Source organism: Paenibacillus sp. ALE2 (assembly GCF_054113385.1).
The window spans coordinates 1750403-1763535 of the sequence record NZ_CM134213.1; the positions used below are offsets into that span (position 1 = coordinate 1750403).

Annotated in this window: 13 protein-coding genes and 1 riboswitch; all 13 genes read left to right on the top strand. The window is 48.4% G+C overall.

The window, feature by feature from the left end; genetic code table 11:
* The first annotated feature begins 175 nt into the window (after nucleotides 1–175).
* Nucleotides 176–307: a hypothetical protein gene (locus ACXHJ1_RS07580; RefSeq protein WP_016822600.1), complete on the top strand. Its 132-nt coding sequence runs from the start codon at nucleotides 176–178 to the stop codon at nucleotides 305–307.
* A gap of 382 nt (nucleotides 308–689) precedes the next feature.
* Nucleotides 690–893, top strand: a riboswitch (cobalamin riboswitch).
* 219 nt (nucleotides 894–1112) lie between these two features.
* On the top strand, nucleotides 1113–2696 hold the full coding sequence (locus ACXHJ1_RS07585) for an ABC transporter substrate-binding protein (protein ID WP_457905873.1): 1584 nt from the start codon (nucleotides 1113–1115) through the stop codon (nucleotides 2694–2696).
* 15 nt (nucleotides 2697–2711) lie between these two features.
* The gene (gene nikB / locus ACXHJ1_RS07590; protein WP_025366176.1) at nucleotides 2712–3641 is read left to right on the top strand and encodes a nickel ABC transporter permease; all 930 of its coding nucleotides are present in this window, start codon (nucleotides 2712–2714) and stop codon (nucleotides 3639–3641) included.
* A 14-nt stretch (nucleotides 3642–3655) separates the two neighbouring features.
* On the top strand, nucleotides 3656–4471 hold the full coding sequence (locus ACXHJ1_RS07595; RefSeq protein WP_457905874.1) for an ABC transporter permease: 816 nt from the start codon (nucleotides 3656–3658) through the stop codon (nucleotides 4469–4471).
* Complete coding sequence (locus ACXHJ1_RS07600) at nucleotides 4471–5376, top strand: ATP-binding cassette domain-containing protein (protein WP_457905875.1); 906 nt, start codon at nucleotides 4471–4473, stop codon at nucleotides 5374–5376. The genes ACXHJ1_RS07595 and ACXHJ1_RS07600 overlap by 1 nt, the downstream gene beginning before the upstream one ends.
* On the top strand, nucleotides 5373–6152 hold the full coding sequence (locus ACXHJ1_RS07605) for an ABC transporter ATP-binding protein (protein WP_457905876.1): 780 nt from the start codon (nucleotides 5373–5375) through the stop codon (nucleotides 6150–6152). Before ACXHJ1_RS07600 ends, ACXHJ1_RS07605 begins: the two co-directional genes overlap by 4 nt.
* A gap of 142 nt (nucleotides 6153–6294) precedes the next feature.
* On the top strand, nucleotides 6295–7920 hold the full coding sequence (gene nikA, locus ACXHJ1_RS07610; protein WP_457905877.1) for a nickel ABC transporter substrate-binding protein: 1626 nt from the start codon (nucleotides 6295–6297) through the stop codon (nucleotides 7918–7920).
* 45 nt (nucleotides 7921–7965) lie between these two features.
* A complete protein-coding gene (gene nikB / locus ACXHJ1_RS07615) occupies nucleotides 7966–8910 on the top strand; it encodes a nickel ABC transporter permease subunit NikB (RefSeq protein WP_174821024.1) in 945 nt (314 codons plus the stop codon).
* A complete protein-coding gene (gene nikC / locus ACXHJ1_RS07620) occupies nucleotides 8910–9740 on the top strand; it encodes a nickel ABC transporter permease subunit NikC (RefSeq protein ID WP_039269211.1) in 831 nt (276 codons plus the stop codon). The genes nikB (ACXHJ1_RS07615) and nikC overlap by 1 nt, the downstream gene beginning before the upstream one ends.
* Nucleotides 9741–9759: 19 nt before the next feature.
* Nucleotides 9760–10581, top strand: a complete 822-nt coding sequence (nikD, locus tag ACXHJ1_RS07625) for a nickel import ATP-binding protein NikD (RefSeq protein ID WP_457905878.1) — start codon at nucleotides 9760–9762, stop codon at nucleotides 10579–10581.
* Nucleotides 10582–10622: 41 nt separating this feature from the next.
* Nucleotides 10623–11432, top strand: a complete 810-nt coding sequence (gene nikE, locus ACXHJ1_RS07630) for a nickel import ATP-binding protein NikE (protein WP_457905879.1) — start codon at nucleotides 10623–10625, stop codon at nucleotides 11430–11432.
* A gap of 140 nt (nucleotides 11433–11572) precedes the next feature.
* On the top strand, nucleotides 11573–12382 hold the full coding sequence (locus ACXHJ1_RS07635; RefSeq protein WP_016822611.1) for a transporter substrate-binding domain-containing protein: 810 nt from the start codon (nucleotides 11573–11575) through the stop codon (nucleotides 12380–12382).
* Between the two features lie 30 nt (nucleotides 12383–12412).
* Nucleotides 12413–13129: an amino acid ABC transporter permease gene (locus ACXHJ1_RS07640; protein ID WP_016822612.1), complete on the top strand. Its 717-nt coding sequence runs from the start codon at nucleotides 12413–12415 to the stop codon at nucleotides 13127–13129.
* Nucleotides 13130–13133: the final 4 nt, after the last annotated feature.

Here is a 13133-nt window from a genome sequence, read left to right on the forward strand (position 1 = left end):
ACTAGTTATTTATTAAGCAGCATGAAATTATTGATAAAACCCTCTTTCTGTATGAAGATCGGGGTTTGGATTTTCGAGTGGTAGGAAGAGGCATGGTATAATCTACCTTAAGGACTTTGGATAGTGGTGGATGTTTTCGGATCACGGCGCAGCTTCCCGAAAGGGGGTGAAGCCGATGGTCAACCTTGTGTCGTGCTATGATGTGCTGCGTTGGATGGTTACGTTACTAAGCCTGGTGTTTAGTATTCGTAAGCTTTATCGCTGGCTGCGTCGGAAATTTCGGAACAAGCGAAAACCCACCGCGTAATTAGGTTGGCCCCTAACGGTGGGTTTCGTTCGCATTAACATTCAGTTATGCAGCGCGCCGTGGTGGTGATCCACAGCCTTTCAAGTCCTAAGAGTCTTTGCCGTTGGAGCGGCGAAGGCTCTTTTTAGTATACGGATACAGTGGTTATCTCTATACCTAATTTTAACACGTGAATTGTGTGCACGCAACGTTAAGACATACCTTCAATTGCGCGCAAGCAATGAATAGCCTTGGTCTTGATTCACACTATATCATTCAAATTTAAATTATTACGCAACATTTGTTGACAAGCCAGTAGCAACAAAATAAGATAATCCTAAATCGTAATAAAAAGGAATAAAGGAAGAAAACAGGTGTGAGCCGGACAACTCTATATACGAAGTTTCGTAGAGACGATGTAGATAGTTGTTGAGCGTGTTCACTTAAAAGGGAAGTTCGGTAGATTCCGACACGGACCCGCCACTGTATACAGGCATCAGCAGGGTACTGCTGGAGCTTTCAGAATAGCCACTGGAACTGTGAGGAACCGGGAAGGCCTGAAAGATAAGCCTGGAGTCAGGAGACCTGCCTGTTTTGACATCACTGTCAGACCCACGGGATGCTGGGGAGGTGGTTAGGCGTGCTGCATACGGAATGTCTGAAACCGATCTGATCCCTTCTATGTTTTTGGAGTTGGCTTTGAGGTGAGTTTTGACATTTTATAATGAAAGCATTTCTGACTGCTGGTCAAGTGGTTGGGAATGCTTTTTTCGCGTTTTGCGTTAGGTTTATACGATATTTTACAAGATAGAGGAGGACATGTGGGATGATAGGCAATCGTAATAGGCGTTCATGGTTCATATGTACAGGATTGCTGCTGCTGATGGCAGTTATGGCTCTTTCGGGATGCGGCACAGCCACGAAGACGGAGGATAGCTCAGGCAAGGGTGAGAATACGCCTGCACAACAGACTCCAGCAGGTAAAAAGCTGGTGATGGCGTATACGTGGAAACCGTCAGGCGTCGATCCGCATGGAGACAATAGCTGGGATGTGATGCGTTCCGGTGCCGGTGAGACACTCATTCGTTTGAATGAAAAGTTGGAGCCTGTGGCTTGGCTAGCCAAGGAATGGAAGCACGACAGTCCTAACGTGTGGACGTTCAGCTTGCAGGATAGGGTCACTTTTCATGATGGAAAGAGTATGGATGCAGCAAGCGTAAAAGCATCTTTGCTGCGCTCTATCGAGAAAAGTCACCTGGCGAAGGATTTACTGGATGTGAAGTCCATTGATGTAACTGGTCCGCTGACGCTGAAAATTACGACAAACCAGCCGAATGCAGCGCTGGTATCCAATTTGGCTGATCCGTCAACGATTGTACTGGATGTGGCATCCATAAAAGATGAGCAAAGCTACCCTGCAATGACAGGTGCTTTTAAAATCAAAGCCTTCAACAAGGATCAATCCTTGGTCGTCGAGCGTTATGACGGATACTGGGGCGAAAAGGTGCGATTGGCCGAAGCGACGATGAAATTCATTACGGACGGTAATTCGCGCCTGATGGCGTTGCAATCTGGTGAGGTGGATGTAGCGACGGATATTCCGGTAGATAACGCAGAGGTATTAAAAAAGAACGACAAGCTACAAGTGCTGTCGGCTCCATCCTTGCGCACCCATATGATTGTGTACAACATGGAATCACCTGTGTTCAAGGATGCAACCAACCGTAAGGTGGTGGACAGTCTGATTCCGCGCGCATCCATTGTGAGCGCCGTTATGAGGGGCTTCGGCACGGAAGCAAGTAGCCCGTTTCCGAGCATTCTTCCCTTCGGTAAGATTGAGCGTAAAGCATTGGACGGAACGACAGAGCAGTTGTTGACGAAGGATGGCTGGCAGAAGGATGCCCAAGGCACATGGTCCAAGCAGGGCAAGCCATTCGAGGTTACGCTGCTGACCTTCCCTCAGCGTCCGGAGCTATCCGTCATGGCTGAGGTTATTCAGAGCCAGTTGCTGAATGAGGGAATCCAGGTCAAGATTCGCAAGGTGGAAAATATCGACGAGGCATTGACCAAAAATGATTGGGATTTTGCTATGTACAGCATGCTCACGGCCCATACAGGGGAGCCGCAGTATTTTATGGACATGTTCTACTCCTCTACAAGTGAAGCGAATGTAAGCCGTTATGCTTCCAAACCGCTGGAGAATATTCTTCACAGCCTGAAGTTGGCGAAGGATACCGCACAGCGTAATGCGGTAACACTGCAAGCGCTGGATATCATCAATACAGATTTACCGCAGTCGTTCATTGTGCACCCTGACAATGTGTTTGGTGTGAAAAAAGGAGTAAAGGGCTTTACACCGCATCCGATCGAGTATTACTACATTACAGCGCAATCTGATATTGCAGAATAACGAGCAACGTATCCTATGATTCGTTTTATATTGGAACGTGTGGCGCAGCTGCCCATCATTGTATTCGTTGTATCTACGCTGACTTTTGTACTGATGAGGCTGGCCCCTGGTGACCCTGCTCTCATTTTGCTCACCGCGCATAATGTTCCTGCTTCTGGGGAGGCGCTAACCGCGCTGCGAAACGAACTGGGCTTGAATGAGCCGCTTCATATTCAATATGTGAACTGGCTGAGGGATGTGTTCACAGGACATTGGGGAACCTCGTATGTGTCCAAGGAGTCAGTGCTAAACGAACTATGGAGCAGACTGCCCGCTACGGTGGAGCTAGCTTTGGCGGGCTTTGCCGTCATGGCGGTGCTTACGCTTGGGATGGGACTGGCTGCCTCGCTAAAAGTCAGCGGTCCACTAGATCGTCTGGGCAGGCTGTTCGCTTTGCTGGGATCGTCAATTCCTTCTTTTTGGCTTGGGTTTCTGCTGATCTATCTATTTTCCGTTCGCTTGGGCTGGCTCCCATCCATGGGAAGGGAGGACTGGACACATTTAGTACTCCCAGCGCTGACGCTTGGTGCAGGATTGGGAACGGTGCAAGCCCGTGTATTGCGTGCTCAGATGCTGGAGCTGAGTGACCGGAATTTTGTGAAGGCAGCGAGAGCTCGCGGTTTTTCACGTATGCATATTCTCTTTTTTGAGATATTTAAACATGCCGTTCTGCCTATGATCACGCTGTTAGGTACGAATCTATCATTTATGCTGGCAGGTAACGTCATCGTAGAAACCATTTTTTCATGGCCAGGGTTAGGAAAGTATTTTATAGATGCAATTACGCAGCGGGATTACCCGGTGATTCAGGGATATGTTATGTTTGCCGCGTTTTTAATTGTAGGTGTTCAGTGTTTGGTGGATGTGGTCCAGACGGTGATAGATCCAAGGCTGCGTTTGCGTTAAGGGGGAAGCTGAAAATGAAAAAGATACGGCTTTCCTTTAGAGGAAGCTTGCTGGCAGGGGGCGCACTGTTTGGCCTGATCGTGCTGCTTGGGTTGCTGGCTCCCTGGGCCGCTCCGCATGATCCTCTGCATGTGGACCTTCTGAACCGTTTGGCACCACCCAGCCGTAAATATCCTTTCGGTACGGATCATCTGGGTCGGGATGTGCTGTCACGGCTCATTTATGGAATTCGGACAAGCGTATTAATCGCTTGTGCGATTACGGTAGCTACGCTGTGTATTAGTCTGCCCACAGGCTTGCTCATTGGTTATGTGCGAGGACGTGTGGATCAGCTGATTATGCGGGGAATCGACGGCGTACTGGCTTTTCCTGATATTATTTTAACGGTGGCGATTGTGGGTATTTTGGGCCCGGGTTTCGTCAACATGGCCTTAGCGATTATTGCGGTACGGTGGGCGGGCTATGTCCGCTATATCCGTAGTTTGGTTCAAAAAGCCTGCCAGGAGGACTATGTACGGTATGCTCGTTTGTCTGGCAATTCACACATTCGCATACTAAGACGTTATGTATTGTCACAAGTATGGCCGCAATTGTTGGTTTATGCGGTATGGGATATCGGCCGCGTGGTATTAATGATTGCGGGGCTCTCCTTTCTTGGACTGGGTGTACAGCCGCCCAAGCCAGAGTGGGGTGTGATGCTGCATGATGCAACCTCGTATTTTCAGGTGGCTCCGCATGTGATGATCTTCCCGGGTTTAGCGATTATGCTGTTTGTGCTTGCCTGCCAGCTTCTGGGTGATCATTTTTCAGAAAAGGGGGCTGCGAAATAGTGGGCGAGCACTCTGTTATAGGGCGGATGGATACGACAGAGCAAGCGTACGTACGAAAACCGTTGTTACACGTGGAACATTTGGAGATTTGCCGTACAGGTGTAAGAGCCAGCGAAAGCGAAAGCAAACCGCTATTACGGGATGTGAACTTTTCCGTCTACCCAGGGGAAATTGTAGCCTTGACTGGGCCAAGTGGATGCGGCAAAAGTCTGACCGCACACGCAATCGCGGGTATGCTGGACCCAGGTGTTGGTGTTACGCAAGGGTGCATCTACTATAACGGGGAAGACATTATTCCGTTCCATGAACAGCGCTGGCAAAGACTGCGCCGTGGGGAAATTGCCCTGCTCATTCAGCAATCGCTGAGCGGGCTGAATCCGATCCGTACCGTCCGTGCCCAGCTGACGGATACGCTTAGACTGAACGGGCTGCGCCTGATGCACGCCCAGAAGGAGCTGGGGCAAGCTGATGCTGCCCTGTCCCACACTGCATCGCAGCCCCAGGGCGTGCTGTCACGGATGCGGCAGATGTTGAACCGTGTCACGGAGCTGGCTGGAGGCCGTACTATTCCAGGGCAGGAAGCCTATTTGTGTTCTCTGCTCCGCAAGGTCGGTTTTGCCGATCCTGAGCATATTCTGTCATCCTATCCTTTTGAACTAAGCGGAGGTATGTGCCAAAGGGTCCTGCTGGCTGCAATGTTAAGCTCTGGTCCGCGCCTCTTTATTGCCGACGAGCCTACTACGGCGCTGGATGTTATTAACCGCGACAAGGTTCTGGCCTTGTTTCTACAGTTGAGGGAAGATTTCGATCTCACGATTTTGTTAATTTCACATGATCGTCAGGGGATAAGCCGCATAGCAGATCGGGTGCTGGAGATGACCCCGGAAGGAAGGATGCAACCGTGATACTGGAATTGAAGAACGTCACCAAAGCTTATCCTGTCCGCAGACGGAGAAAAGGCTGGTTCAACACGAGACAGAGTCAGCAGCAGGCTATACAGAAAGTGAGTCTGGAATTACGACAGGGAGAATGCCTTGGATTGGTTGGAGAAAGCGGAAGTGGCAAAAGCACGCTGGCGCAGTGTATCCTGGGGCTGGAGTCGTTGACTTCAGGGGAAATCTGGCTGGATCAGCAGCCCATACATACCGGAAGGATGAAAGATATTCATCTGTACAAACGAATTCAGTTAGTCACGCAGGACTCGGCCTCTTCACTGCATCCCCGTATGACCATTCAAGATATTTTGATGGAGCCGATCCGTAACTATTTTCCTAAGCGAAAGGTAAGGGCGCTGGATATCTGCCTTTCCTTACTGGAATCGGTAGGGTTGGAGGCTGACAGTCTGGGAAAATACCCTGCACAGCTAAGCGGTGGACAAAAACAGCGGGTGTGCATTGCTCGGGCGTTGGCGGTTGAACCAGAAATCATCCTGTTCGATGAATCGGTCGCCAATTTGGATACGTCAACCCAGTCCTCCGTGCTAGACATGCTCAAAAGAATGCAGCTCGAACGCCAGCTGTCCTATCTTTTTATCACCCATGATCTTCAGTCCACCCGTACGTTCTGTGATCGTGTTGCCGTCATGGTTCAGGGAGAGATCGTGGAAATATTTGAGGATTGGGATGAAGAACTATTGAAGCATGAATACACGCGTGCCCTATTTCAAACATTGGCGGATTAATCCATAAATTTAATATTATACAAATTCAAAATAAATAATAGCTCTGCTTGCCGAATATTGTTGACAAAATATAATGTGGTACCTATTCTAAATATGATTATGATAATCATTATCACATATATAGAAAAGGGGAAATACATTGATGTCCGTTCGACACCGCAAGACTGCCACCCTTATGTTGGTGACGCTCCTCTTATTATCCGTTATTCTGGGCTGCGCGAAGCAGGAGAACACACCTGCATCCACCTCTACTAACGGAACTGCCAATGAAAAGTCGATCACGCTATCGTGGCCGCGGGACATTGGTACAATGAATCCTCACGTATACAACCCTTCCCAGCTATTTGCACAATCCATGATTTATGAGCCGTTAGTCAGCTACAAGCAAGGAGGCAAGCTAGAGCCTGCTTTGGCTGAATCTTGGACCATATCCAAGGACGGCAAGACATATACGTTTAAGCTGCGTAAAGGTGTGAAATTTTCCGATGGAACGCTATTTAATGCGGCGATTGTGAAAAAGAACTTTGACGCTATTATGAAAAATGAGAAAACGCATAGCTGGCTTGGTATAGTAGGCGTTCTCGACAAAACTGAAGCTGTAGATGACAGTACGTTCCGAATGACGCTCAAAGAGCCATACTACCCAGTTATTCAGGATCTGTCTGTCGTTCGCCCGTTCCGTTTTTTGGGTGAAGCCGGGTTCCCGGATGATGGAGATACGTCCAAAGGAATTAAGAAACCTGTAGGTACAGGACCTTGGATGCTGGATGAATACAAGCAGGATGAGTATGCAACCTTTAAGCGTAACCCGAATTATTGGGGTACTGCACCGAAGGTGGACAAAATTACGGTCAAAATTATTCCCGATGGTGAAACACGTGTAATGGCCTTTGAAAAAGGCGACCTGGATCTGATTTATGGAGAAGGTGTTATTAGCCTGGATGCTTTCAAACAGCTTCGCGACACGAATCAGTATGTTACCACGCTGTCCGAGCCTGTCGGCACAAGAAGCCTGTTGCTCAACTCCTCCAATCCCAAGCTGGCAGACCTTCGGGTACGTCTGGCACTCCAGCATGGATTTAACAAGCAGGCGATGGTGGAAGGCGTAACCTCGGGGCTCGAGGAAACAGCGGATACGGTTTTATCCAAAAACTACCCGTATACGAATGTCGACTTACAGCCAATAGGCTATGATGTGGAAAAATCCAAAGCATTGTTGGATGAGGCTGGCTGGAAGCTGCCCGCAGGCGGCACAGTACGGGAGAAAGAAGGACAACAGCTGGATTTTGAGCTGATTTTCGATAAGACCGATCCGATCCAAAAGGCGATGGCTGAAACCATTCAGGCTGAATGGGGAGAGCTGGGTGTCAAAGTGAATCTGACCGGACTGGAGCTAACGGTTCAAATCAAGCGGCTTAGATCCAACCAGTTTGATCTGTATTTCTGGTACAACTATGGTGCGCCTTATGATCCGCATTCCTTTATTAATGTTATTGCCAAGAAGAGCTTCGGAATTTCTGAGGTACTGAGCGCCCTTCCGATGAAGAAGGATCTGGATCAGCAAGTACACGAAGCACTTTCATCGACAGACGAAACTAAGCGTCAGGAGCTGTACGCCTCAATCTTGAAGACACTTCAGGAGCAATCTGCAATTGTACCTATTTCGTATATTAAGAAGACGGCAGTGTATCAGAAAAAGATTACTAATTTTGTATTCCCAGCTAATCGGGATGAAAATCCATTTGAGGGAATTGAAATTGGAAAGTAGCTGAAACGGGAAGGTAACGTTAATTTACAGGATAGGAGGACAACTATGATTAGCTATATCGGGAAGCGAATGGTAGCGGTCATTCCTATTGTTCTCTTTGCCACCCTTGTTACCTTTGCACTCATTCACATTTCACCGGTTGATCCGGCTGAAGCTTATTTGACGGCTGCTCATATTTATCCTACCCCGGAAATTCTGGAGCAGAAGAGGCATGAGTTCGGGCTGGATCAGCCATTGCTGACACAGTATATGCATACACTTCAAAGAATCAGTCGGTTGGACTTTGGTACTTCGTATCTGACCAACAAGTCAGTGTGGGATGAGGTGAAGGCTCGATTGCCTGCCACTGTTGAGCTGGCCTTAAGCAGCATGGCATTATCCATCGTGGTGAGCATCCCGCTGGGTGTGTTGGCGGCGATGCGTAAAAATGGCTGGATCGACATACTGAGTCGAGGGATTTCGTATTTCGGGGCATCTATTCCCCAGTTCTGGCTGGGATATTTGTTAATCTTCTTTTTCTCTGTACGATTGGACTGGCTACCTGTAGAGGGTCGGGGAACGTGGCAGCATCTGGTGTTGCCGACGTTGACTCTGTCGCTGGTTCTGATTGCTTTATATACGCGCCTGTTGCGCTCCAGTGTGCTGGAACAGCTTCAGGAAACGTATGTCCAGTATGCCAGAACCAGAGGAATACGCGAGCGTGTGATTATGCTCAGGCACATACTCAAAATGGCCATTACCCCGCTAATAACAAGTATGGGCATGAATCTGGGCAAGTTGCTGACTGGAACGATTATTGTGGAGCAGGTGTTTTCATGGCCTGGGTTTGGCCGTTATTTCGTGGAAGCCATTTTTAACCGGGATATTCCCGTCATACAATGCTATGTGTTTTTGGCGGCATGCCTGTTCATCGTATGCAATTTGCTCGTTGATCTGGTGCATTTGTATATGGACCCCCGAATTTCTTCGAAGGGACGAGCAGAGCAGTGATGATAAGGTTGCGTAAAATGTTCAAAGGTCAAAAGGTAATCGTGGTTTGCTCTATCGTGCTGGTAGCCCTTTTTATCATAATGGCGCTGGCTCCGTGGCTAGCTCCTCATGATCCGGTTAAAGTCAATTTACTGCATAAGCTGGAAGGCCCCTCAAAAGAGTATTGGCTGGGAACGGACCATCTGGGTCGGTGTAATCTGTCCCGGCTGCTGTATGGAGCGCGAATTTCGCTCGGCTTTGCGACATTAATTTTCCTGTCCTCGCTTAGTATCGGTGTTGTGATCGGATCAGTTGCAGGTTATTTGGGCGGTTGGGTCGATAGTGTACTGATGCGGTTTTGCGAAGGCATTATGGCGTTTCCCAACTTGGTGCTTGTGCTCGGCATTGTTGGTATTTTTGGGCCAGGTCTCATGCAGGTGCTGTTTGCCTTGATGCTGGTGCAGTGGGTGTACTATGCTCGAATGTGCCGCAATATGGTCGTCAGTCTGAAAGAGCAGAATTTTATAGCGGCCGCAAGGATTAGCGGCTCCTCCTCAGGGGCCATTATCCGGCGGCACATCATTCCGAATGTGCTGCGGCCGATTGTGGTCATTGGTACGCTGGAGATGGGCTGGGCGATCATGGATATCTCCGCGTTGTCATTCCTGGGTCTAGGCATCCAGCCGCCGACTCCTGAATGGGGAGCCATGATCCATGAGGGAACGGGATACATCCGCAGTCATCCAGAATTAATGATTTATCCGGGTTTCATGATTCTGGTGGTGGTAATGGCCTTCAATATATTGGGAGAGGCGTTGTCCGACCGATATGGAATTGCCAAACGTCAGTAAAACAGGAGTGAGGACAACGATGGATGACACAGCCAAGACGCAGGTGCTGGAGGTCAGTGGCTTACAGGTAAAGCTCAAAACTGATGCAGGGGCGGTATCTCTGCTGGAACCTATCCATTTTGAACTGAAAAAGGGGCGGGTTCTGGGTCTTGTCGGCGAGAGTGGTAGCGGTAAAACAGTAACCTGTAACGCGCTGCTCCAGCTACTGGATCGCCAGACGATGGATGTGGAAGGCAGTGTTCGTCTGAACGGACGTGAGTTGAATGGAATGCCAGCCGAGGAGATGCGCCGCATTAGGGGCAAGGAAATTGCTTTTATTATGCAAAATCCGATGAGAGCTTTTACGCCAGTATATACGATTGGGGCTCAATTTATGGAAACGATCCGCACGCATACCGGATTAAGTAAACGACAGGCCCGTGATCTTGCTATAACGGCTTTGGAAAATATGAATCTGCCCAATCCAGCCAAGCTATTGAAACGTTATTCGTTTCAGTTGAGTGGCGGGATGCTGCAACGGGTCATGATCGCCATTTCCATGTGCCTGCGGCCAGCAGTGGTTATTGCGGATGAACCGACGACGGCACTTGATGTGGTTAATCAGCTACAGGTGCTGAGAGAGTTGGATCGCTTGCGTACGGAATATGACACGTCTATTTTGCTGATCTCGCATGATCTGGGTGTCATCTCCCAAATGGCGGATGAAGTGGCAGTGATGCAGCGGGGGCGTATTGTTGAGCAGGCAGAGGTGTTTCAGTTGTTCGACCAGCCACAGCATGAATATACGAAAATGCTGTTGCAGGCCAGACCTAAGTTGTCCCTTCAGAGCATAAATCAGTAGGGCGATGAGTTGCCTGTTGGATACTTTCAAAAGGGGAGCGAATGCATGTGCTGCAAGTGAAGGAAGTAACTCATAGCTATAGAAAGCGCAAATGGCTGGGCCGCTCCGAATCACGTCTCCCTGTGCTCACTGATGTGTCGCTTACCATAGAGAGCGGATTTTGCCTAGGACTGCTTGGAACCAGTGGAGCGGGGAAGAGCACGCTGGGCAAGGTTATTCTGGGGCTGGAGAAGCCGCAGGAGGGTCAGGTGCTGTTTCAGGGGCAGGACATCTATAATGGAAGTCCTCAAGTACGCAGGGGATTGCGACGGGATATGCAGGTTGTATTCCAGGACTGCTATTCTGCTGTAAACCCTCGCATGACCGCCGGACAGATTATCGGAGAGCCCTTGGACAATTACGAACGGTTATCAGTGCAGGAACAAAAAAGAACGGTAGAAAATCTGCTGGAGCGGGTGGGTCTTAAGCCGGAGGATCGGAATAAATATCCGCATCAATTCAGCGGCGGACAATTACAGCGGATTAACATTGCACGGGCGATTGCGCTCAGACCAAAGCTGATCGTGCTGGATGAGTCCGTCAGCAGTCTGGATATGGTTCATCAGATGCGCATTTTATCCCTGTTGGAAGAGCTGAAAACTTTATTTGGATTGTCATATCTGTTTATCACACATGATATTCGAGCGGCTTACGCCGTCTGTGATGGCATTGCTGTGATGGAACAAGGGAAATTAGTCGAGCACTGTGCTGAGAAAGATCAGATTTTTGAATCTGCTCACCCGGCTGTACAACGTTTAATTTCGTCCATTTTGCCGGAGCATCCAGCAGACCGTCTTCCGCTTCATAGATAACAACTGACCCGCAAGGGTCTTTTTTTGTGCAGCATCTGGTTAGATAATCAAAATGAAATTTGCTAGTTGTATTATTTGAATAACTCGTTATAATATAAAATCATAGTAAATTACTTGGATTTTAAAAGGGGATGTCATTTATGAAGAAATCTGCTTGGGTAGCAGCGATTGGGCTATCTCTTGTGTTAATAACGGGTGCCTTGAGTGGTTGTTCCTCGAAGGAAGCGGCATCAGGAGATAAGGTACTCTATGTGGGGACACAAAATGACTACCCGCCGTTTGCCTTTACGAATGATAAAAATGAGCTGACCGGATACGATGTGGAAGTAGTCAAGGAGATCGATAAGAAGCTGGACGGCTATAAGATTGAATTTGTACCTTCGGGCTGGGATGCGATATTCCTTGCGCTGGATGCGAATAAAGTGCAGATTATCGCAGATGAAGTTGCCAAAAATCCTGAGCGTGAGAAGAAGTATTTGTTCTCGGACGAGTCCTATTTCTCGGCTCAGTCGGTTATTATTGTGAAAAAGGGTAGAACGGATATCCATTCTCTCAAGGATTTGGAGGGCAAGAAGGTAGCCGCCTCGGTAGGCGATTCCTATACGCAGTTACTGGAGCAGTATAATGCGAAGAACGGGAACAAAATTATTTTAAAATATAATGATACAGGCACTTCGTCCGATAACCTTCAAGATGTGCAAAATGGCCGAGTGGACGCTTATGTGAATGATCCAGTGATGGCGGCAGCAACGATCAAGAAGGAAGGCTTACAGGTGGAAGCTGTGGGCGAGCCTGTGCAAAGCGATAACATCAATCTAGTGTTCAAGAAGGATAAGCAGGGTGAAGAACTGAAAGCTAAAATCGACCCGATTATTAAAGAGCTTAAAGCGGACGGAACACTGAAAAAATTGTCTGAACAGTGGACAGGTGGAGAATTTATTCCTCAGTAATCACAATGTAAAGAATAGAGTGGGGTTCCTATGGAAAAGCTGTTTGATTTAGATTATATGCTGAAAAGCCTTCCCCAGATCGTGGAGTATCTCCCCGTTACCTTATGGATTGCGTTTGTCTCCATGCTGCTGGGTGCGATCATCGGGTTAGCTACGGCCTTAATCCGGATATACAAGGTGCCTGTCTTGGCACCCTTGTCTACATTGTATGTCTCGTATATCCGGGGAACACCGCTCATTGTGCAGCTGTTTCTCGTATATTACGGAATACCCAAGTTTTTGTATTATTTTCAGAGCGAATATGGCTTCTTGCAGCAATTCAATGTCTACGTCATTCCACCCGAGCTGTTTGCGTTGCTCTCATTTTCATTGAACCTGGGGGGATATTTGTCGGAGACGTTCCGGGCAGCGATTCATTCGGTCGATCGGGGACAGTTTGAGGCGGCCAATTCCATCGGAATGAGCCAAACACAGATTATGCTTAAAATTGTATTGCCGCAGGCGCTAACGGTGGCTTTGCCCAATCTGGGAAATACGCTGATCAGTACAGTGAAGGATACGTCTTTTATCTTTATGATTGGTGTCGTCGATATGATGGGGCAGGCCAAAATTATGGGCGCGCGGGCGTTGGCTTTTTTTGAGGTCTATGTTGCGGTGTCTTTGATCTACTGGCTGGTGTGCATCATTATTGAGCGCGGGCTTGTTGTGCTGGAGAAGCGTATCCGAATATACGAAAGAAGTGAGTAAGGGC